19 protein-coding genes are annotated in these 19,307 nt (G+C 63.7%); 7 read left to right on the forward strand and 12 right to left on the reverse strand.

Translation table 11 applies throughout. From position 1 onward, the window contains the following. Nucleotides 1-74: 74 nt before the first annotated feature. The 5 genes from AC20117_RS00975 to groES form a co-directional block, all read right to left on the reverse strand. Nucleotides 75-1,262 carry a BtrH N-terminal domain-containing protein gene (locus AC20117_RS00975; RefSeq protein WP_074701397.1) on the reverse strand — a complete coding sequence of 396 codons (1,188 nt, stop codon included), beginning with the start codon at nt 1,260-1,262 and terminating at the stop codon, nt 75-77. A gap of 352 nt (nt 1,263-1,614) precedes the next feature. Continuing rightward, the gene (gene guaB, locus AC20117_RS00980) at nt 1,615-3,120 is read right to left on the reverse strand and encodes an IMP dehydrogenase (RefSeq protein ID WP_074701396.1); all 1,506 of its coding nucleotides are present in this window, start codon (nt 3,118-3,120) and stop codon (nt 1,615-1,617) included. 135 nt (nt 3,121-3,255) lie between these two features. Then, nucleotides 3,256-4,785 carry a PQQ-binding-like beta-propeller repeat protein gene (locus tag AC20117_RS00985; RefSeq protein ID WP_139186803.1) on the reverse strand — a complete coding sequence of 510 codons (1,530 nt, stop codon included), beginning with the start codon at nt 4,783-4,785 and terminating at the stop codon, nt 3,256-3,258. Nucleotides 4,786-4,946: 161 nt separating this feature from the next. Beyond that, the gene (gene groL / locus AC20117_RS00990; protein WP_074701393.1) at nt 4,947-6,557 is read right to left on the reverse strand and encodes a chaperonin GroEL; all 1,611 of its coding nucleotides are present in this window, start codon (nt 6,555-6,557) and stop codon (nt 4,947-4,949) included. Between the two features lie 62 nt (nt 6,558-6,619). After that, the gene (gene groES, locus AC20117_RS00995; protein WP_074701392.1) at nt 6,620-6,916 is read right to left on the reverse strand and encodes a co-chaperone GroES; all 297 of its coding nucleotides are present in this window, start codon (nt 6,914-6,916) and stop codon (nt 6,620-6,622) included. 442 nt (nt 6,917-7,358) lie between these two features. Between groES and AC20117_RS01000 the strand changes: the two genes are divergently transcribed. From AC20117_RS01000 to AC20117_RS01015, 4 genes are read left to right on the forward strand one after another with little or no spacing between them, the layout of a single operon-like run. After that, nucleotides 7,359-8,312 carry a siderophore ABC transporter substrate-binding protein gene (locus tag AC20117_RS01000; RefSeq protein WP_074701390.1) on the forward strand — a complete coding sequence of 318 codons (954 nt, stop codon included), beginning with the start codon at nt 7,359-7,361 and terminating at the stop codon, nt 8,310-8,312. A 51-nt stretch (nt 8,313-8,363) separates the two neighbouring features. Beyond that, a complete protein-coding gene (locus tag AC20117_RS01005) occupies nt 8,364-9,395 on the forward strand; it encodes an ABC transporter permease (protein ID WP_257790776.1) in 1,032 nt (343 codons plus the stop codon). Continuing rightward, the gene (locus AC20117_RS01010) at nt 9,388-10,395 is read left to right on the forward strand and encodes an iron chelate uptake ABC transporter family permease subunit (protein ID WP_418202233.1); all 1,008 of its coding nucleotides are present in this window, start codon (nt 9,388-9,390) and stop codon (nt 10,393-10,395) included. The genes AC20117_RS01005 and AC20117_RS01010 overlap by 8 nt, the downstream gene beginning before the upstream one ends. Beyond that, on the forward strand, nt 10,392-11,150 hold the full coding sequence (locus AC20117_RS01015; RefSeq protein ID WP_074701389.1) for an iron ABC transporter ATP-binding protein: 759 nt from the start codon (nt 10,392-10,394) through the stop codon (nt 11,148-11,150). Before AC20117_RS01010 ends, AC20117_RS01015 begins: the two co-directional genes overlap by 4 nt. 38 nt (nt 11,151-11,188) lie before the next feature. Here AC20117_RS01015 and AC20117_RS01020 read toward each other — a convergent pair whose 3' ends face one another. Then, nucleotides 11,189-11,566 carry a VOC family protein gene (locus tag AC20117_RS01020; RefSeq protein WP_074701387.1) on the reverse strand — a complete coding sequence of 126 codons (378 nt, stop codon included), beginning with the start codon at nt 11,564-11,566 and terminating at the stop codon, nt 11,189-11,191. Nucleotides 11,567-11,761: 195 nt separating this feature from the next. Here AC20117_RS01020 and AC20117_RS01025 point away from each other — a divergent pair, with 195 nt between their 5' ends. Next, complete coding sequence (locus AC20117_RS01025) at nt 11,762-12,526, forward strand: Crp/Fnr family transcriptional regulator (protein ID WP_074701386.1); 765 nt, start codon at nt 11,762-11,764, stop codon at nt 12,524-12,526. Nucleotides 12,527-12,557: 31 nt separating this feature from the next. Then, nucleotides 12,558-13,712, forward strand: a complete 1,155-nt coding sequence (locus AC20117_RS01030; protein ID WP_074703304.1) for a sulfite oxidase — start codon at nt 12,558-12,560, stop codon at nt 13,710-13,712. Nucleotides 13,713-13,719: 7 nt separating this feature from the next. Here AC20117_RS01030 and AC20117_RS01035 read toward each other — a convergent pair whose 3' ends face one another. From AC20117_RS01035 to AC20117_RS01060, 6 genes are all read right to left on the reverse strand, one after another. Next, nucleotides 13,720-14,319 carry a maleylpyruvate isomerase N-terminal domain-containing protein gene (locus tag AC20117_RS01035; protein WP_074701384.1) on the reverse strand — a complete coding sequence of 200 codons (600 nt, stop codon included), beginning with the start codon at nt 14,317-14,319 and terminating at the stop codon, nt 13,720-13,722. A 52-nt stretch (nt 14,320-14,371) separates the two neighbouring features. Next, entirely contained in the window at nt 14,372-15,223 is an 852-nt protein-coding gene (locus tag AC20117_RS01040; RefSeq protein ID WP_074701383.1) for a hypothetical protein, read from the reverse strand. 4 nt (nt 15,224-15,227) lie between these two features. Continuing rightward, nucleotides 15,228-15,698: a hypothetical protein gene (locus AC20117_RS01045; RefSeq protein WP_074701381.1), complete on the reverse strand. Its 471-nt coding sequence runs from the start codon at nt 15,696-15,698 to the stop codon at nt 15,228-15,230. After that, nucleotides 15,695-16,042 (reverse strand): hypothetical protein, encoded by a 348-nt coding sequence (locus tag AC20117_RS01050; protein WP_074701380.1) that lies wholly within the window; start codon nt 16,040-16,042, stop codon nt 15,695-15,697. Before AC20117_RS01050 ends, AC20117_RS01045 begins: the two co-directional genes overlap by 4 nt. 145 nt (nt 16,043-16,187) lie before the next feature. Further along, nucleotides 16,188-17,132 carry a hypothetical protein gene (locus AC20117_RS01055; RefSeq protein WP_158300422.1) on the reverse strand — a complete coding sequence of 315 codons (945 nt, stop codon included), beginning with the start codon at nt 17,130-17,132 and terminating at the stop codon, nt 16,188-16,190. Nucleotides 17,133-17,520: 388 nt separating this feature from the next. Continuing rightward, nucleotides 17,521-17,868, reverse strand: coding sequence for a DUF6507 family protein (locus tag AC20117_RS01060; protein WP_074701377.1), 348 nt, complete (start codon nt 17,866-17,868; stop codon nt 17,521-17,523). A 118-nt stretch (nt 17,869-17,986) separates the two neighbouring features. Between AC20117_RS01060 and AC20117_RS01065 the strand changes: the two genes are divergently transcribed. Further along, a complete protein-coding gene (locus AC20117_RS01065; RefSeq protein WP_074701375.1) occupies nt 17,987-19,249 on the forward strand; it encodes a THUMP-like domain-containing protein in 1,263 nt (420 codons plus the stop codon). Nucleotides 19,250-19,307 lie beyond the last annotated feature (58 nt).

Here is a 19,307-nt window from a genome sequence, read left to right on the forward strand (position 1 = left end):
CGGGCCGGGGCGCGGACTGTGGACAGCCGGGTCCGTCCACAGTCCGGCGCTTGCGGTCCTCCTGAGCGGACGGCTTACCCGGACAGGGAGTTTGCCGCGGCCTCCTCCGCCGCCTGGATGTCCTCCATCCGGTCGGCCAGAGCGGCGAAGTGCGCGGTCCGCTGTTCTGCAGGGCATTGCGGATCGACGGCGTCGGCCAGCTGCTGCCACCGCTCGCCGACGGCCGCGTACAGCTGCGCGGGCTGCCGCAGCCGGTCCAGGCCGTCCAGCGCGGCCGCCTCGGCCAGGAACCGTGCGTAGAGCGGCCGAAGCGCCGCCGGCCCTCCCCAGGCGGTTCCCGCCAGGCACTCCTTGATCCGTTCCAGCCCGAACCGCAGCCGCTGCTCGTCGGCGAACATCGCCGGCCAGCCTTTCTTGGTCCTGGTATCGCACAGCCGGCCGGTCCAGGTCTGCATCCCGACCAGCCCGAAATTCTTCGCGACAGGTGCGGGGATTCCGGCCGGCGGTACCGTTCCCAGCAGCACGCCGGCCGTTTCCGCCACCGATTCCAGTACGCTCCGGCGCAGCTGCTCCACGGTGGTTTCGCCGGGATCGACCACCGAGGCCTGCCAGTGCTTGTCCTTCTTGCGTTTGCCACGCGCGCCCGCCAGCTCCGCCGCCGTAGCGCCACGCAGCTGCAAGCCGCCGTCGTCAATCAGGTACTCGCCGTTGACCTTGCCGGCCACCACCACATCCACGGAGTCGCTGTGCTCCAGGGCATCCGAGTGGTACCAGGGCAAGGCGCCCTGGGTGACTTTGACGACGACGGCGCGGCCCGCGTCCAGCGCGGCGTCCAGATTGACCTGGGCTGCGTTGGTGCTGGTGGTGGACTTCTCCTCCACAAGGGCGCCGCTGCGGTTGATCAGGTTGCCCACGTAGGGGCCGGGATGGAAGCGGGTGACAATCGTCGCCGTCGTGATTTGTTCGTATTCGAAGGTGAACACCATGAAACCGATGCCACCGGCCAGTCCGGAGAGCATCGCTTCGGTAAAGGGAGTGCCAGTGGCCGGATTTTCGACCCCGGCCTGGGCCAGGACGCGCTGCCACAGCCCTGCGTCGCGCTGCGCCAGCGGGCTGGCGAGCGGGTAACCGGGCAGCAGGCCCGGCACGGACGGCTCCGCCGGCAGCGCCTTGAGCAGCTGCAGGCGGGCTGACGTGTAACTCTCGCCCGTCTTCTGCATGCGTTCGCGGACCCGGGACTTGAAGTGCTTTTGCTGGACCATTAAGTCTCTTTCTGCACGCGCCGACGTCCGGCCCCACGCACCGCTGACGTCAACACGTCACAAAAGGAGTGTCCACCTGATCGCTCACCCGAAGGCTTGACCTCCTTTGCTCCCGCGGTTCCCGGCCGCGTGGGTGCCGGTGAAGGGAGTTAGGCGCTAGGCGTCGCCGATCCCAGCCTAGTAGGGCCTCTGCAGACACACAACAGACACAGTGCTGACGACACAACCGGCGGCACAATACGGCGCGGAAGGAGCGCGGAACACATGCAGTAGCCGGATATGCCTAACGACGGCGAAGGCCCGGACTTGGGTGCCCGGGCCTTCGTCTGACTACCGCTTGTACTGCTATTGGCTACCGCTTGTAGTTCGGAGCCTCGGCCGTAATCATGATGTCGTGCGGGTGGGACTCCTTGAGTCCGGCTCCGGTGATTCGGACGAACTTGCCCTTTTCCTTGAGCTCGGCGATGGTGCGGGCGCCGGTGTAGAACATCGTCTGGCGCAGACCGCCGACCAGCTGGTGCGCGACGGCGGAGAGCGGGCCGCGGTACGGCACCTGGCCTTCAATGCCTTCAGGGATGAGCTTCTCGTCGTCCGGTACATCGGCCTGGAAGTAGCGGTCCTTCGAGTAGGACGTGTTCTTGCCGCGGGTCTGCATGGCACCCAGCGAACCCATGCCGCGGTAGGCCTTGAACTGCTTGCCGTTGACGAACACCAGGTCGCCCGGGCTTTCGGCAGCTCCGGCGAGCAGCGACCCCAACATCACGGTATCGGCACCGGCCACCAGGGCCTTGCCGATGTCGCCCGAGTACTGCAGGCCACCGTCGGCGATCAGCGGCACGCCGGCCGGAATAGCTGCCTTGGCGGACTCGTAGATCGCGGTCACCTGCGGCACACCGACGCCAGCCACCACACGCGTGGTGCAGATGGAGCCGGGGCCCACCCCTACCTTGATGGCATCGGCGCCAGCGTCGATCAGGGCCTGGGCACCCTCGCGGGTGGCGGCCTGTCCGCCGATAATGTCCACATGGGCCGCGGCCGGATCCTTCTTCAGCCGGGCGATCATGTCCAGCACGCCACTGCTGTGGCCGTTGGCCGTATCGACGACGAGGAGGTCGGCGCCGGCGTCGATCATGGCCATGCCGCGTTCGTAACCGTCACCGAAGAAGCCGATAGCGGCGCCGACACGCAGTCGGCCCTCATCGTCCTTGGTGGCCAGCGGGTACTGCTCGGCCTTATCGAAGTCCTTGACCGTAATCAGGCCCTGCAGCATTCCGGCGTCGTCGACCAGCGGCAGCTTCTCGATCCGGTTCTTGCCCAGCAGTTCGATCACCTCGGGCCGGCTGATGCCGACCTTGCCGGTGATCAGCGGCATTGCGGTCATCACCTCGTGCACCTTGGTGGTCGGGTAGTCGGCGCGGGGCACAAAGCGGGTATCGCGGTTGGTGCAGATGCCCAGCAGCTTCCCGTCCGTGTCCACCACGGGCAGTCCCGACACCCGGTAGTTGAAGCAGAGCTCGTCCAGTTCGGCCAGTGTCGCGTCCGGGGAGATGGTCACCGGGTTCGTGATCATGCCCGATTCGCTCCGCTTGACCCGGTCCACGTGCTCGGCCTGGTCCTGGATGGAGAGGTTGCGGTGGATTACCCCGAGACCGCCCTGGCGTGCCATCGCGATGGCCATCCGGGACTCGGTCACAGTGTCCATGGCCGCCGAGAGCAGCGGGGTCTGGACCGTGATGCGCTTGGACAACCGGGAGCTGGTGTCGGCCTCGGAGGGGATGACATCTGTTGGGCCGGGCAGCAGCAGCACGTCGTCGTAGGTCAAGCCCTCGAAGGCGAACGGGTTAAATTCTTGAGTCACTGTGCGGCCTTTCGGAGATACACCGGAATGGGAAGCGGCCAATGTCGCGGGGGTTACCGGTACAGAGGTGGATAGTTACATCCTAAAACCATTTGCCACCCGGCTCTATTTCGTTCCCGCACCCATGTGGTGGAACTAACTCAAGCCGCGTCTTCTTCCGGTGCCCTTATACGCCGTAAGCCTCCCCTCATATGCGATCAGGAAGGCTCCGTCGGCGCCCACTCCTGCATCCCGGACAGCGGCCTGGGAAGGCCGCAAGCCTTCTCCGCCGGCGCAGGAGGTTGCCAGGTAACCGCCGCTTCGTTCGGTAGGGGCCTCGCCCCCAGGATGGGCCGCCCGCCAGAATTCGTAGGTGCCCTCGCTAAAACAGACGTGTTGCACTGCCTCTTCATCCGCTGCGTCAGGCGCCGGTGAGGTTTTGCCCGATGCCACGTCGAGGAGCACCGGCTTGCCGTTCAGCTCAATGCGCTGCGACAGGTCTTCTCCCGAATTTGCCGCAGCCGGGCCGGTGACCAGATCCTCATCCGCACCCGCGTCCAGTTGCCATTTCGACTTGCCAGTCAACAGGCCGTAGCCCTCAATAACGACATCCAGACCCTCGAAAGAAGCAATCTCGCCATCGTCAAAGATCGCTTTACCTCGGGTCAGGCAACGGATTCCCAACAAGGCGCCGTCCTCTAGTTTGTGCGGGCCCGTGTCGAACTGGTCGTTGCAATCCGTGCCCGGCGCCGACCACAGCCGGGTCCCGGTTCCACCTTCCAAGGCCGTTATGCGGTTTGTCGCCAGATCGAGCGATCCCGACTCACCGTCCGGCTTAAGGTCCGAATGCAGCAAGTAGGACTCTTCGTCTTCCAGATAGCGGCTGTAGACCGCAGAGCCAATGGTAATGCCGGGTCCGAAGGCAGCGGCTGCCTCGAGCTGCCATACTGATTCTCCGTCCCGGACTTCACCGATCCCGAAATCCCCCGCGTCCTCGCCGTAGAAGTACAGGCGTCCGCCGGGCATCGGCTGCGCGCCCGCAGGCAAGCCGGCCCACAACGGGTCCGGCACAAGGCCCGCGGCTCCGGCTTCGAGGCGCATTCCCGGCCCGGCCCGCTCGCTCGTTGAGCTGAGGCACAGGGCGGCGGGATCGTCCCGGCACACTTCCGGGGCCCGGTCCACCACCATTCCTCCGGTGTCGCGGACGATGTCGCCGGTGTCGATGTTCCGGAGCTGGACACGGTCCAGCCACGGCCACCACGCTTCGTTGATAGTGCGATACCTGAAGTCGCCCGGCGCAATGAACGCCACCAGGTTCTTACCGTCAACCTGTTCCAGGAACGCGACGTACGGCGGATTGCCCACGTAATCGTTTCCGGGGCTTGCCGCATGCTTCCACCGGACCTTGCCGGTCGCCACATCAACTGCGGCCAGCTCCAGCTTCCTGCCCTCGCTCACATAAACGAAGGCCGTGCCGTCCTTGACCTGTGGCTGGCCAACAACATTGAGTTTGGTGCTCCACAGCTCCTCGGCCGGCCTGCTGTTTTGGTCGGCCTGAGCGGCGGCGCTGCCTGCTGCTGAGGAAGCGTCCGCATCGGCGCTGCAGCCCGCGAGGAGCGCTCCTGCCAATGTCGGTGCCATCAGTGCTGTCAGCGTGGTTTTGAGACTGTATCTGGTTCTTCCCATGGGCACAGTCAACAGAACGGGACGCGGACTCCGCCATCACGGCGCGTCAGCCTGTGGATAACTTAGACTCCCACGGATTAAACGCGAAAGGGATCCGGCCAGTGTGAACTGGGCGGATCCCTTTCTGCTGCTACTGGAACCGAAGCGCGGGCGCTGCGGTCTTAGTGGCTGTGCCCTGCGTGCGCGTCCTCGTCCTCGGCCGGCTTGTCGACGACCAGAGTTTCGGTGGTCAGGACCAGCGCGGCGATGGATGCGGCGTTGAGCAGTGCCGAGCGGGTGACCTTGACCGGGTCGATGACGCCGGCGGCAACCAGGTCCTCGTACTTCCCGGTGGCGGCGTTGAAGCCGTTGTTGACCTCAAGCTCGCCCACCTTGGACACGACGACGAAGCCTTCGTGGCCGGCGTTCTCGGCGATCCAGCGCAGCGGCTGGACCAGCGCGCGGCGGACAAGTCCGACGGCGGTGGCGGCGTCGCCTTCGAGTGCCAGAACGTTCGGATCGGTGTCCAGGGCCTGGGCAGCATGGACCAGTGCGGAACCGCCGCCGGCCACGATGCCCTCTTCCAGGGCAGCACGCGTGGAGGACACTGCGTCCTCGATACGGTGCTTCTTTTCCTTCATCTCAACTTCGGTGGCTGCGCCGACCTTGATAACGCCGATGCCGCCGGCCAGCTTGGCCAGGCGTTCCTGCAGCTTCTCGCGGTCCCAATCGGAATCGGTGCGCTCGACCTCGGCGCGGATCTGCGCGACGCGGTCTGCAACATCGGACTCGGAGCCAGCACCGTCAACGATGGTGGTGGCGTCCTTGGTCACGGTGATGCGGCGTGCCGAACCCAGAACTTCCAGGCCGACCTGGTCCAGCTTCAGACCGAGGTCCGGGGAAACGACCTGGGCGCCGGTCAGGGTGGCGATGTCCTGCAGCATGGCCTTGCGGCGGTCGCCGAAGCCGGGAGCCTTGACGGCAACCACGTTCAGGGTGCCGCGGATCTTGTTAACCACGAGAGTGGACAGCGCTTCACCGTCGATGTCTTCGGCGATGATGAACAGCGGCTTGCCGGCCTGCAGCGCCTTCTCCAGCAGCGGCAGGAATTCCTGAACCGTGGAGATCTTCCCCTGGTTGATCAGGATCAGGGCGTCTTCCAGGACAGCTTCCTGGCGTTCAGCATCGGTGACGAAGTACGGCGACAGGTAGCCCTTGTCGAACTGCATGCCTTCGGTGAGGACCAGCTCGGTCTGCAGACCGGAGGCCTCCTCGATGGTGATGACACCGTCCTTGCCAACCTGCTCGAAAGCCTTGGCCAGCAGCTCGCCGACCTCAGGGCTCTGGGCCGAAATGGTCGCCACTTCGGCAACCTTGCCCTCAACCTCGCGGGCGTTCTCCAGCAGGCGTGCGGAGACTGCCTCGACAGCCACCTCGATGCCCCGCTTGAGGGCGCCGGGAGCTGCACCCGCGGCTACGTTGCGCAGGCCCTCCTTGACCAGGGCCTGGGCCAGGACGGTAGCCGTGGTGGTTCCGTCACCGGCTACGTCGTTGGTCTTGGTGGCAACTTCCTTTGCCAGCTGTGCGCCAAGGTTCTCGTAGGCGTCCTCGAGTTCGACCTCGCGGGCGATGGTCACACCGTCGTTGGTGATAGTGGGTGCGCCCCACTTCTTGTCCAGCACAACGTTGCGTCCGCGCGGACCCAGGGTCACCTTGACGGTGTTGGCCAGCTTGTCGACGCCGGCTTCCAGAGCTTTGCGGGCGGCATCGTCAAACTTCAACTGCTTTGCCATTTATTAATTCTCCTTATTGAACCAAAAACCCCGGCCAGTTGCCTGGCCGGGGTCATCGGAAACTACTTGACGACGATCGCCAGCACGTCGCGGGCGGAGAGTACGAGGTACTCCTGGCCGCTGTGCTTGACTTCGGTTCCGCCGTACTTGGAGTAGATAACGACGTCGCCCTCGGCTACATCAACCGGGACGCGGTTTCCGTTGTCATCAACGCGGCCGGGGCCCACTGCGACAACTTCACCTTCCTGCGGCTTTTCCTTGGCGGTGTCCGGGATGACCAGGCCTGAAGCCGTGGTCTGCTCTGCTTCGAGCGGGCGGACAACAATACGATCCTCAAGAGGCTTAATAGAGACCGACACTCGGCTCTCTCCTTTGCATGAGCTACGAATAGGTTCTTTGGCCAAGGACTTTTCTGCCGTCGTCGCGGTGCCGGCAGGAGGTTCCTTGAGTAATTAGCACCCGCACGGGGAGAGTGCTAATAAGACTCTATGTGCCGGATTAGCACTCGGTCAAGGTGAGTGCCAAAAGCGTCGCAATGTCCCACTGCACGAGCCCCAATGTCAGCTGGAATCACCGGTCCCGCCGCCGGTTCCAACGCCAGCCAGAACGCACCCGGATGGCACCGTCCGCCGTCGTTGTTTGGCGCTGTTGTTGCTTAAGGACATTTTTCTGCAGGAAAGTTGCCTAAGGCTAACCTAACCCGATACGGTTCGAAGGCGCGCAAGAATTAGCCAATGATTTTGTGATCTATTGCGGCGGGTACCGGGAGGTGCCCGACCACCGATTTTCCTGGAGCCATTTATGAATAAGTCCGTAAAGTCCCGCCTCCTGGCAGTCTCGGCCGTTGCCTCGCTGCTGGCGCTGAGCGCCTGCGGCCAGGACGCAGGGGCAGCCGACGCCGATGCCAACGCGGAGACCATCACGGTTGAGCATGCGCAGGGTTCCACCGAGGTGCCAGCCAACCCGGAAACCGTCTACAGCTTTGACCTTGGCGCGCTGGATAGCCTGGATTCCCTCGGCGTAGAGGCTGACGGTGCTCCGACCGCGCAGTACCCGGAGTCGCTGGCCAAGTACGGCGAGGATGCCGTCACCAAGATCGGCTCCATGAAGGAACCGGACTTCGAAGCGATCAGCGAAGGCGCTCCGGATCTGATCATCATTTCGGGCCGCACTGCCGGTGCCTACGAGGAACTGAGCAAGATCGCACCGACCATCGACCTCAGTGTTGATGCCGCCGCACCGGTGGAGAGCTTTAAGGAAGTTTCCACCACGCTCGGCGAGATCTTCGGCAAGGAAGCCGAGGTCGAGGAGCAGCTGGCCGCGATGGATACCAAGATCGAGGAGACCAAGGCCGCCGCTGCCGACGCCGGCACCGGTCTCGTAGTGATGACCAGCGGCGGTGAGCTCACCGCCTATGGCGCCGGTTCGCGCTTCGGCATCGTCCACGACGTCCTGGGCGTGCAGACCGCGGCCGACGTCAAGTCGGAGGGCTCGCACGGCGAGGCCATCTCCTTCGAGTACATCGCCGAGAAGAACCCGGCCCATCTCTTCGTGATCGACCGCGATGCGGCCATCGGCGAGGCGGCAGGCAAGGCCGCCGCCGCGGTCCTGGACAACGAACTGGTCGCCGGCACCGACGCCGCCAAGAACGACAACATCACCTACCTGGATTCCGCTTCCTGGTACCTGGTGGGCTACGGCCTGAACAACGTCGACTCCATGGTCGGCGCCGTACAGGCAGCACTGGTCAAGTAGTCAATGCCGCTGCGGGCCGGCGCATCCGGCCCGCAGCGGAAGACAACTACCATGGCTTCCTCGACGATGACCCTCTCCACCCCGGCAGTCTCCGGCCGGGTAGCTCCGGCACGCCCGCGCGGTTCCGGCGGCCAGTTGGCGGTGGCCGGTGCCGCCGTGATCGCCCTCGCGATTGCCAGCATGTTTGTGGGGGTCAGCGACGTTTCACTGCCCGCGCTGCTCGCGGGCGACCAGACGGCGTGGGATATTTTCTGGATCAGCCGGATGCCGCGGACCATCTCCGTCGTCCTGGCCGGTATGGCCATGAGCGTTGCAGGCCTGATCATGCAGCTCATGGCGCGCAACAAGTTCGTGGAACCCTCCACCGTGGGCACGGTCGAATCCGCGTCGCTGGGCATCCTCGTGGTCACCGTGGCCGTCCCCGGCGCCTCCCTGCTGGCAAAGATGTCCACCGCCACCGTTTTCGCGGCCGCCGGCACCGCGCTCTTCCTGCTGGTACTGCGCCGGATACCGCTGCGCAACACGCTGCTGGTGCCCTTGGTGGGCATCATGCTGGGCGGAGTGATTGCCGCCGTCACCACCTTTTTTGCCTACCGCTATGACCTGCTGCAGACGCTCAACAGCTGGATGATCGGAGACTTCTCCGGGGTGCTGCGCGGCCGCTACGAACTGCTCTGGATCGTCGCCGTGCTGACGTTGGTCGGCTACCTCTGCGCCGACCGCTTCACCATGGCCGGCATGGGCCAGGAGTTCTCCACCAACCTCGGGCTGAACTACAAGCGGGTGATGACCCTGGGCCTGATCATTGTCTCGCTGATCAGCGCCGTCGTCGTCGTCAATATCGGATCGATTCCGTTCCTCGGCCTGATCGTGCCGAACCTGGTGTCCATTATTTTTGGCGACAATGTCCGCCGGGCCGTGCCGTGGGTTGCCGTGTTCGGCGCGGGCTTTGTCCTGATCTGCGACATCATCGGGCGGACCATCCGCTTCCCGTACGAAATTCCCGTCGGCGTCATTGTCTCGGCCATCGGCAGCGCCATGTTCCTGTACCTGCTCCTTCGAAAGCGTGAACGCCGTGGTTAGCACCGGCCTCCCCACGGCACTGACCCAGCATCAGCGCCGGCCCATCAAGGGCATCTCCCCGAAGACCTGGATCATTGCCCTGGCGGTGCTGGCCGTGGCCCTGGTGGCGGCCTTCATGCTGATCGACCTGCGCGGCAACATCGGCTACATCCTTCCCCGCCGCGCCATCAAAGTGGGTTCGATGATCCTGGTGGCCTACGCCGTCGGGGTCTCCACCGTGCTGTTCCAGACCGTCACGTCCAACCGGATCCTGACGCCGTCGATCATGGGTTTTGACGCCCTCTACATGCTGATCCAGACCGGGCTGACCTTCGCCATCGGCGGCCAGGCGCTGCTGACCATGGGCGCCCCGGTCCGCTTTGTCATCGAAGTGGCCCTCATGGTGGCTTTCTCCTTCCTGCTCTACCGCTGGCTGTTCACCGGCGGGGGCAAGAGCCTGCACCTGATGCTGCTGGTGGGCATCGTCTTCGGCACGATGTTCCGCGGCATCTCCTCCCTGCTGCAGCGGCTGATCGATCCGAGCGAGTTCATCATCCTGCAGGACCTCTTCTTCGCCAGCTTCAACAATGTGGACGGGCTGCTGCTGGCGGTTTCGGCGCTGGCCGTCGCCGCCGTCAGCACGCTGGCCTGGCGCATGCGCCACCAGCTGGACGTGCTCTCGCTGGGCCGCGAAACCGCGATCAACCTGGGCGTGGACCACAAACGTGCGGTGATCTCCGTTTTGATCATCTGCTCGGTGCTGGTGGCCGTGTCCACGGCATTGGTCGGCCCGATCACGTTCTTCGGCCTGCTGGTGGCCAGCCTGGCCTACCAGCTGTGCTCGCACTTCCGGCACACCTCGGTGCTGGCCATCGCCGTCCTGCTTGGCATCATCGCGCTGGTGGGCGGCCAGCTGGTGCTGGAGCAGGTCTTCGCCTTCGACACAGCGCTGAGCATCGTTATTGAGTTTGTGGGCGGAATCGTCTTTATCGCCCTGCTGCTGAAAGGCAAAGTCAAATGATCCACGTCTCCGGCGTCTCCAAGCGGTACGGCGCCCAGACCGTCGTCGACGACGTCAGCTGCTATATCAAGGACGGCGGCATCACCTCGATCATCGGCCCTAACGGCGCCGGCAAATCCACGCTGCTGTCCATGATGAGCCGGCTGCTGGACATGGACGCAGGCTCCGTCACCATCGACGGGCTCGATGTCAGCGACACTCCCGGCCGGGAACTCGCGCGGAAAATGGCCATTCTGCGCCAGGACAACCAGCTGACGGTGCGGCTGACGGTGCGCGATTTGGTGGGTTTCGGGCGCTTCCCGCACCATGGCGGGCGGCCCCGCATCGAGGACAAGGCCTACATTGACCAGGCGCTGGAATACCTGGATCTGGCCGCCCTGGCGGACAAGTTCGTGGACGAACTCTCCGGCGGCCAGCGCCAGCGCGCGTTCATTGCCATGGTGCTAGCGCAGGACACGGACTACCTGCTGCTCGACGAACCGCTGAACAACCTGGATATGAAGCACGCGGTGGAGATGATGCGCCTGCTGCGGCGGTTGACGGACGAGCTGGGCAAGACGGTAGTTCTGGTTATCCACGACATCAACTTCGCCTCCTGCTACTCGGACAACATTGTGGCCATGCGTGATGGCCGCCTAGTGCATCAGGGCGCGCCCGCGCAGATTATGCAGCCGGAGGTGCTGCGCGATGTCTACGAGATCGACATCCGCATCGAGGAGATCGAGGGTAACCGGATCGGCGTCTACTTCTCTTAAGGGCTGTCGGCTAAGGACAGCCGTCCGCCGTCGTTATTTCAGGCTTTGAGCACTGACAAGACGTTTCCTGCCGGGTCTTTGAACCAGGCGATGTCCGGACCGTTGCCGCGCATGATCCCCTTGGCATCCGTGGGAAGATCCGGACTGTCATAGATGTCGGTCTTTACCCCGGCCTGGTTGAGTTCGTCCACGGCGGCTTCCACATCGTCCACGACGAAGTTCAGGACGGTAAACGAAGCAGGCTCATGATTCTCTTTGGGGTAAATCATGACGGTGGCCCCGCCGGGAATGGTCAAGTCGAGCGTGCCCATGTCCCCGTCCTGGACGGAAAGGCCGAGGGTCTGGCCATAAAAGTCTTTCGCTGCGGCTGTGTCATTAACGCTGAAACTGCTGACCGCTTGCTTGGCAGTGAACACGGTGTTCTCCCTTGAGGACGGATAGCTGGACAGTACCCAGCTTGGCACCGTGGCGTCGCGTTTGCCATACCACCGGCGGCGCTATTCGGCCCGGCGCCGTCCGGCCACATGGTGCCCCTCGATCTTCGCCCTGAAGGCTCCTACCATGGAACGAGGAGACGCCGCGGGTTGTCTCCCCTTGACACGGAGGCCAGCATGGTCAGGTTGGAATCGGCCACTGCGGATGCCGCCATGGCCAGGGCCATAGCTGATTCCCGTCTGCGCCCGCTCCCGCCCCAACTGCTCGAAGAACTGCTGACCGGCAGCTCGCTGGCAACGGTGAGTGCCGGTGCCGTAATCCATCATGAAGGCGATACCGCCGCACACTTCGAGCTCGTTGTGTCCGGGCTGGCAAAGATCTTCGTGACCGCCCCCGAGGGGAAAACGGCCACGGTCCGGTACTGCCGGAGGGGATCGCTGATCGGCGTCGTCTCGTTGTTCAGTGACGACTTCAGCATGCCTGCAACGGTGCTTGCCCTCACCGACATGAAACTGCTGCAGTTCTCGCCGGCAATGGTCCGCCAGGCGACGGCGCGCGACAGCCGCGTGGCGGTGGCCCTCATCCGTGAGCTCAGCGACCGGGTGCTTCATTTCATCGCGGAAATTCCGGGAGCTGCCTTCACCTCCGTCCGCCAACGGGTGGCACGGCACCTGCTGGATCTTGCCGGGCCCGATGGCCCGCCCGGCCGGCTGGCCCTTTCCCCGCACGAAACCGGAAACCAGGGAGCCGGAAACCGCCAGTTCGCAGTGACGACCAGCCAGCGGGAGCTTGCCGAGGCCGTGGGATCCGCCCGGGAAGTGGTCGTGCGGATCCTCCGCGAACTTCGTGAAAGCGGGACGGTCCGTACTGAACGGGACCGAATCGTGATTCTTGAACCGGAAAGGCTCATCGAACTGAGCAAATGGAACCCAGGTTGCTGACATGCGGACAGAAGAAGCGCACCATCAAAGCATGACGACAACAGCAGGTCCGGCGCATGCAGCGGAACCCACAGCCAGCAGCACGCCACGGCCGCACGCTGCGGAGCCCACTACCGGCGAGTTCGGCCGGGAAGAGGTGCTGCTGGCCTCCCGTAACCACGCGATGCCGCTGGAGCTGCTGCGCTGGGAGCGGACGCCGGCAGGCATGCACTTTCTGGTCATGCACTGGGATGTCCCGATGGTCGATCCGGTGGCCTGGCGCCTGAAGATCGGCGGAGCGGTTGTCGAGCCAGCAGAGTTCTCGCTGGCTGATCTGCGCGCCCGGGACAGGATGTCCATGGGTGTCACCCTTGAGTGCGCAGGCAACGGCCGGAGCTTGTTGCAACCGCGCCCGGTATCGCAGCCCTGGGTCCATGGGGGTGTTAGCACGGCGGAGTGGACGGGTATCCCGCTCGTAGCCCTGATGGACGAAACCGGGCTGCGGCCGGACGCGGTGGAGCTGGTCTTCAGCGGAGCGGACCGCGGATTTCAGGGCGGGGTGGCACACGCATATGAACGCAGTCTGCCCGTCCGCGCCGCCGTCTCCGGTGACGTTCTGCTCGCCTATGAGATGAACGGCCAACCGCTCCTGCCGCAGCATGGTTTTCCCCTCCGTCTGGTGGTACCTGGTTGGTACGGCATGGCGAGTGTGAAATGGCTTGACCGCATCGACGCCGTCACCCAAGCCTTCGAGGGGTTCCAGCAGCGCTTTGCCTACCGTTTGCAGCAGGACGCCGACGATCCGGGCGAACCGGTTACGCGGATACGTGTCCGCTCGCTCATGGCTCCCCCGGGCATTCCCGATTTCTTTTCCCGCCGGCCTATCGTACCCGCCGGCGCGACCAAACTGAGGGGCCGCGCCTGGTCCGGCTACGGCCTCATCAAGTCTGTCCAGGTGGGAATCGATGGCCGGTGGTTGCCAGCGCAATTGGACGAACAGGATGGCAGGCACGCTTGGCGAGGCTGGTCCTGCGTCTGGCAGGCCGAAGAGGGCGATCATGAATTGATCTGCCGCGCCGAAGACGACGCAGGGAACATCCAGCCGCTGGAACCGGAGTGGAACTACCAGGGCATGGCCAACAACGCGGTCCAGCGGTTGCAAGTCACCGTGCTGCCCTCGGTTTCGGACGGGACGGCATTGCCTTAGCCTTCTTTCACACGACGGAAAAACCGGGTGGCAGAGCCGTTCGCCCGGTCATTGCCAGCAACAGCAGGCTGCCCTCGCCCCGCGCGGCGGCAATTTCCACCGCCACGTTCATCGCCGCCTTCTCCACGTCTGAAGACAACGACGCCGGAACGCTGCAGGCGGCAGCCAGATCCAAGCTGTGTACCGCGAGTTCAAAAATTCTTGTCGGCAAGTAGTCGCTGAACCGCCTCCCGCCTGCAATCGTCTCGATGACGCGGTCCGAGACTAGCGGCACCACATTCTCCAACTGCGCCAGCAGCCGGTCCACGGTCTCAAGGGGCTTCGCTCCCAGATCCTCCCCGGCCGCGACCGCCCTGGCGGTAATGTCCGGCGAGGAGGTGAAGTCCAGCCCAGAGTAGTATTCGGCGGTGGATCCGACGTCGATATTTAGAGCCGGCCGGTCCAAATAGGTCAGGACCGTAATCAGCGCACGGCTGGTATGTCCGGCCAACGTTCGCACTGTCCAGTCGCCCAGCCCCGGCTCGTCCCAGGCACTGTCCGGGATCCCGGCGAGCACCTCGCGGAAATTCCGTGCCGCCTCGAGGTATGTTGCCGCTCCCTGAATCATGACCTCATAATGCCATCGTACGGGAGCCTCCGGGCAGCTGGAGATTGGAATCCTACTGTCCCATGCCGTCCACTGCCTGTTCGGGGGCAGTCACTGCCTGGTGGATGAAACGGACCAAGGTATCCCAAACGACGGCAGACGGTTCGGGTTCCAGCGTGATGTCGCCGGCTTTGGTTCCTACTCGGTAATGCCCGGCAGATCCGGCGTTCAACCAGCTGTGGCCCGACTGGGAGCCAGAACGCCGGATATTCCATGCTGTCCAGGGTTGGTGCCACATCCGCAGCCAGGCTCCATCGGCATCGGCCGGGGCAGGTTCCGCCGCCGAGGCAAGCCGGGCATAAAACTGCTTCTGCTGCAGGGAGCGCAGATCGCCATGCGTAGTCCAGGCGGGCCCGATTGAGCACCACGAGGCGATGGCCATCGGCAACTGCGCAACCGTGACGAGATCAAGCGCCAGCTGGTTGGGGGCGATACCCATAGTCTCCGCGGCGAACGGAGAGGGGCCGGCCGCTAGTATCGCCAGTCCGCCTCCCGCCCAGATCTGCATGCCCGTATTCATCTCTTCCCGCTGGGCCGCGATGGATAGACCGAATTCGAACTCGCGCCAAGGCGTTGCGAACGCTTTTCCCGAGGAAGTCAGTTGCCCCTTCTCATTGGTGTAACCAGAAGCGGACAGCTCGGCGATCTCGTACTTCTTACCGCCCCGCTGGAACCGGCCGACCGCCCCACTATCCGCAATGGATTCGAACAGCTGGACCGTCCTGGTGTCCAGCACCGGGCCATTCGAGTGGTAGGGCTGTGCCTGCGAAACTCGAGACAAATCTTCGAGTTTGGCCCCGATGCGCGCCGAAGCGAACTCATCAAGCCGCGGTTCGCGGGGAGCAATACTGTTCAAGCTGTCCACTGCGCTATGACTCCTTCTCGATTCTTCCCCGAAATTCGAGGGCACCGATCATGTAGTCGAACAAGGGCGCCATGCCCACTAGTTGCTCCACCGCGTAGCTTGCAGTAAGCTCCACCGCGTCGCCGGCTACGAGCCACAGCCACCGGTCCACACAGACGGTTTGGTCCTGTAATTGGTAAACGAACTTCTGTTTTCGCCCCCGGAGGTCTTCTTTAAGCGCCTCATCATTAGCGATGATGTGAACGTCTTCCCAAACCTTCATGGTCGAGGCCATAGCCGCCGTTGCAAGTTTGGTTAGCGTTGCAACCCCTGCAGGTTCAACCCGCACTACGAGGTTCGGGCGGAAGACTCCATGCGGAACAGGCGGATGGGCCAGGACCAAGGCTGCTTGCGGGTCTTCCAGCCGTTCCCAACTGCCCAGACGCGGCAGTGACAAGCGGCCGACGGATTCTGTGGTCCATTCGCCGTCGATCATGGTTTTTCCTCTTTGAACGCGGAGGCGTCGCCGCCGCCGTCCGGCTGGCGCCGGTACTCCAGCGAATAGGCGTCTTCACCTCGTTTGATTTCGTCCTCGGTTTCCTTGAGCCATGCGGGCTGCATGAACCGCGGCATCCAGAAACAGCCCACCAAACCGATGACCATGCATACGGTGCTCAGCAGCGAGAGTACGCCGGGAAGCACCGGAACGTTCCAGGACAGCCACCAGGAGCCGAACGGAAGGGTGGCCATCCAGGCCCCGATGTACGTTGCGGCGAGTCCTGGGTGCCCGGGAAGAAAAGCGTCGGCGAAAATCAGTATCGGCCATTTCTTCGTGTACATCCCGAGACCACACACCAGCAGAAAAAGCCCAAGTGGCAGGACGAACAGAAGTAGCGCAGGTGAAAACACAGGTTCCTAACTCATCGGAGCGGGGGATGAACAGCTACTGGACGGAATCACCGTACCGTCCAGCAGGTGGGCAAGGTTAGCCGAAAACCGCTTCCCATCCGCCGGAAATCATATCTTTAGCACCGTCGTAGAGTTCTACGGCTCCGTCCGCTGCCTGATCCTTTATGCTCTTTTCACCCAGCCAATCCGGCAGTTCGACATCTGTTGCATAGGCGACGAACATGCCAACGCCGAATCCCACAATGGTTCCGACCGGACCGCCAATCGCCGTTCCCACCGCTGCGCCGGTCAAGCCGGCGGCAAAATCGACTGTTGTCTTTGTCGCCGTCTTGACCGTGGCGACTTCATTGGCGCGGAAATCGCGGTCGTCCTCCGACAGGGAAGGGTTCTGCTGCAGCAGATCGTTGTACTCTTTCGCCCGTTCATCCGCAAAAGTGACTCCGGCCATGGCCACGCTCAGCGCAGTACCGCCAGCTTTGATGCCTTTTAGACCGTCAGGCAACTGGTACCACGAGGGCGTCTGCGAAGCCGGAACGTCTGGCTTCCAGTTATTCCGGTTGGCTTTCACCCTCTCTTGATACGCCGGAATGTTCCGGTAGGCTGTTTGATTGACTTCCGGGCGCCAGTCCATTTTGGTTCCGTATGTCGTCCGCCAGTATCTCTCTTGCTGGGTGCGGCCGAAGTCCGGGTGCTCCGGATCATGAATACTGATTTCACGCCCATCGATGCGCAGGAATCTGCTGCCCGCTCTTTCCGCTGCAGTCAATTTGCCCGGGTCGAACGGGGTGAACCGGTATTCCTGCCACGGAACCGGCACTGTCCGGTAGGCCTCTACCTCAACGGATTTGAACGTGTACAGACTGCCGTAGTTCCCGGCGGCTGCCGGAATCAGCGCGAAATTCGGCCCGGCGAGAGCCCCCATATCGGACTTCGGGCCGCCGTTGATGGCCATAATGGCAGAGGCACAGGCTATCTCCAGTTCCTGATACTGGTAGACCAGATCCTGGATCCGAAAGTCCAACTGTGCCTCGGCCAGCGGCAGAACCTCCGAATCAGGGTCCGACGGATCCACGCGGGGCGGGTCGTTCCGGAACGCCTGGACATCCGCCAACAATGTTCGTCGGGTTTCCAGCAGCCTCTCCACACCGGACGAAAAAGCCTCCAATGCCTTCTTGGCGTCCTCGGCGGCTGTCTTGACGGCCTCCCCGTGCGGAGTGATGTTCCGGAACACTGTCAGAACGTCATTTTGCTCAGGCGCTTCGTAATGGCGCTCCAGGAACGACCACGTTGTGGCAACGCTTCCCACCGCGGTGTCGACAGCCGCCCCCTGTTTCGCGATGGCTCCGGCTGCCGCGTCAATAGCGGAGGGGGCAGGCCAGTCCTGCAGCGGGCTCGTATCCAGTGCCATGCTACTTTTTCGCGTCCTCGATGCTGATGTCCGGCAAATCCGTGACCTGTTTCCGACTGTTCTCCGCCATGTCCTCATCACCGATGACGTAGGCGTTGACGGCTCCCCGCACACCGCCTGCCGCGTTCTCGATCCTCGTGGTGGCGGCCTCGCACTGAATGGCCAGCACATTATTCCAAAGATCGATCAGGGCACTGCCGATCTGGCGGCTCTTGCAGGCCTCGACGGCGTTATCTACCTCGTCGCTCAGATTGGATCTCTTGGTTGCAATGTCCTCGGCCTCGGTCTCGACGTTGGTCAGGATGCCCTGGCACGCTGCCGGGTTGATGTCGTATCCATTCAATGCCATGAAATCTCCCCGTCGGTGCTTCTCCCGCTGATAGACATTAGCGGAGCTGTTGTACTGCCGCGATGGGGAGAACTACCCGTGTCCGACCGACGGCACGCGCTGGTCTAGGCTTGAAAGCATGGCATCCGAGACCTCCGCCGAGAATATTGCTCCCATCCTCACGCCGGAAGGCTGGGAACTGCTGAACTCCTTGGAGCCTTATTCGGAAGCGGACAGCCTCAAGACCAGCACGGCCCTGCGCAAGGCCGGCCACTCCCCCGAAGTGGTCGCAGCCGCGCTGACCCAGTCGAAGCTGAGGGCCAAGGCCGCCGCGAAGTTCGGTCCGTTTGCCGAGCAGATGCTGTTTACCAAGGCGGGACTGGAACAGGCAACCCGGCTCAACATCGCGGCGCTGCATGCACAGCGGTTCGTCCAGGCCGGCGTCGAGCACGTTGCGGACCTTGGCTGCGGTATCGGCGCGGACGCACTCGCGCTGGCCACGCTGGAACGCAAGGTCACCGCCGTCGAACGTGATGAAACCACGGCCGCGGTGGCCACCATCAACCTCATGCCCTGGGCCAACGCCACCGTCGTTAACGCCGATGCGGAGCAGGTGGACCTGAACGGCGTCGACGGTGTCTGGCTGGATCCTGCCAGAAGAACGACGACGACGTCCGGCACCACCCGCTTGTTCGATCCGGAGGCTTTCTCGCCGCCGCTGTCCTTTGTCGAGAAACTGGCGGACCAGGGACTTCCGGTCGGCGTCAAGATGGGCCCGGGCATTCCGCATGACGCGCTGCCGGCGGGCTGCGAGGCGCAGTGGGTTTCGGTGGACGGCGACGTGACCGAGGCGACCTTGTGGTTCAACAGCCTGGCCCGGCCGGGTGTGCGGCGGGCCGCCCTGGTCATCTCGAACGGCGGTTCGGCGGAGCTGACCAGCGACGTGGGCTACGTACCCGCAGAGCAGGATGTGTCCGTTGGACCGGCCGAGGGCTACCTGTATGAACCGGACGGCGCGGTGATCCGTGCCGGGCTGGTCGCCGACGTGGCACAGCAGCTCGGCGGGCATCTGCTCGATGAGCACATCGCCTACATCTGCGCGCCCGACCTGTTGGAGACCCCGTTCGCCCGCGCCTACAAGGTGCTGGAGGTCCGCCCGTACAACGTCAAGAAGCTCAAGGCGTGGGTGAAGGCCAGCAGGATCGGCACGCTGGAAATCAAGAAGCGGGGCACCTCGGTCACTCCGGAGGAACTGCGCAAGACCCTGCTCACCGGTTCCGGCAAGGGGCCGAACAAGGCCACGCTGGTGCTGACCCGCATGGGCGAGGAGCGCGTGGCCATTGTTGTCGAGCCCATCCCGGCAGCCGGCCACCGCAGCCGAAGCCGCAGCGCCCGGCCGTAGCCTGCGAGTCTCGCCTCTCGCCCGACCGTAACCTGGGGCCAGCCCCAGCCGGCGGCCT

Source organism: Arthrobacter crystallopoietes (genome assembly GCF_002849715.1).
Classification (GTDB): domain Bacteria; phylum Actinomycetota; class Actinomycetes; order Actinomycetales; family Micrococcaceae; genus Crystallibacter; species Crystallibacter crystallopoietes.

What these genes read in the sequence shown, in the direction of transcription:
- AC20117_RS00975 (WP_074701397.1), bottom strand. Translation starts at nt 1,262, where the DNA reads ATGGTCCAGCAAAAGCACTTCAAGTCCCGGGTCCGCGAACGCATGCAG.
- AC20117_RS00985 (WP_139186803.1), bottom strand. Translation starts at nt 4,785, where the DNA reads ATGGGAAGAACCAGATACAGTCTCAAAACCACGCTGACAGCACTGATG.
- groL (WP_074701393.1), bottom strand. Translation starts at nt 6,557, where the DNA reads ATGGCAAAGCAGTTGAAGTTTGACGATGCCGCCCGCAAAGCTCTGGAA.
- AC20117_RS01000 (WP_074701390.1), top strand. Translation starts at nt 7,359, where the DNA reads ATGAATAAGTCCGTAAAGTCCCGCCTCCTGGCAGTCTCGGCCGTTGCC.
- AC20117_RS01005 (WP_257790776.1), top strand. Translation starts at nt 8,364, where the DNA reads ATGGCTTCCTCGACGATGACCCTCTCCACCCCGGCAGTCTCCGGCCGG.
- AC20117_RS01015 (WP_074701389.1), top strand. Translation starts at nt 10,392, where the DNA reads ATGATCCACGTCTCCGGCGTCTCCAAGCGGTACGGCGCCCAGACCGTC.
- AC20117_RS01025 (WP_074701386.1), top strand. Translation starts at nt 11,762, where the DNA reads ATGGTCAGGTTGGAATCGGCCACTGCGGATGCCGCCATGGCCAGGGCC.
- AC20117_RS01030 (WP_074703304.1), top strand. Translation starts at nt 12,558, where the DNA reads ATGACGACAACAGCAGGTCCGGCGCATGCAGCGGAACCCACAGCCAGC.
- AC20117_RS01035 (WP_074701384.1), bottom strand. Translation starts at nt 14,319, where the DNA reads ATGATTCAGGGAGCGGCAACATACCTCGAGGCGGCACGGAATTTCCGC.
- AC20117_RS01045 (WP_074701381.1), bottom strand. Translation starts at nt 15,698, where the DNA reads ATGATCGACGGCGAATGGACCACAGAATCCGTCGGCCGCTTGTCACTG.
- AC20117_RS01050 (WP_074701380.1), bottom strand. Translation starts at nt 16,042, where the DNA reads ATGTACACGAAGAAATGGCCGATACTGATTTTCGCCGACGCTTTTCTT.
- AC20117_RS01060 (WP_074701377.1), bottom strand. Translation starts at nt 17,868, where the DNA reads ATGGCATTGAATGGATACGACATCAACCCGGCAGCGTGCCAGGGCATC.
- AC20117_RS01065 (WP_074701375.1), top strand. Translation starts at nt 17,987, where the DNA reads ATGGCATCCGAGACCTCCGCCGAGAATATTGCTCCCATCCTCACGCCG.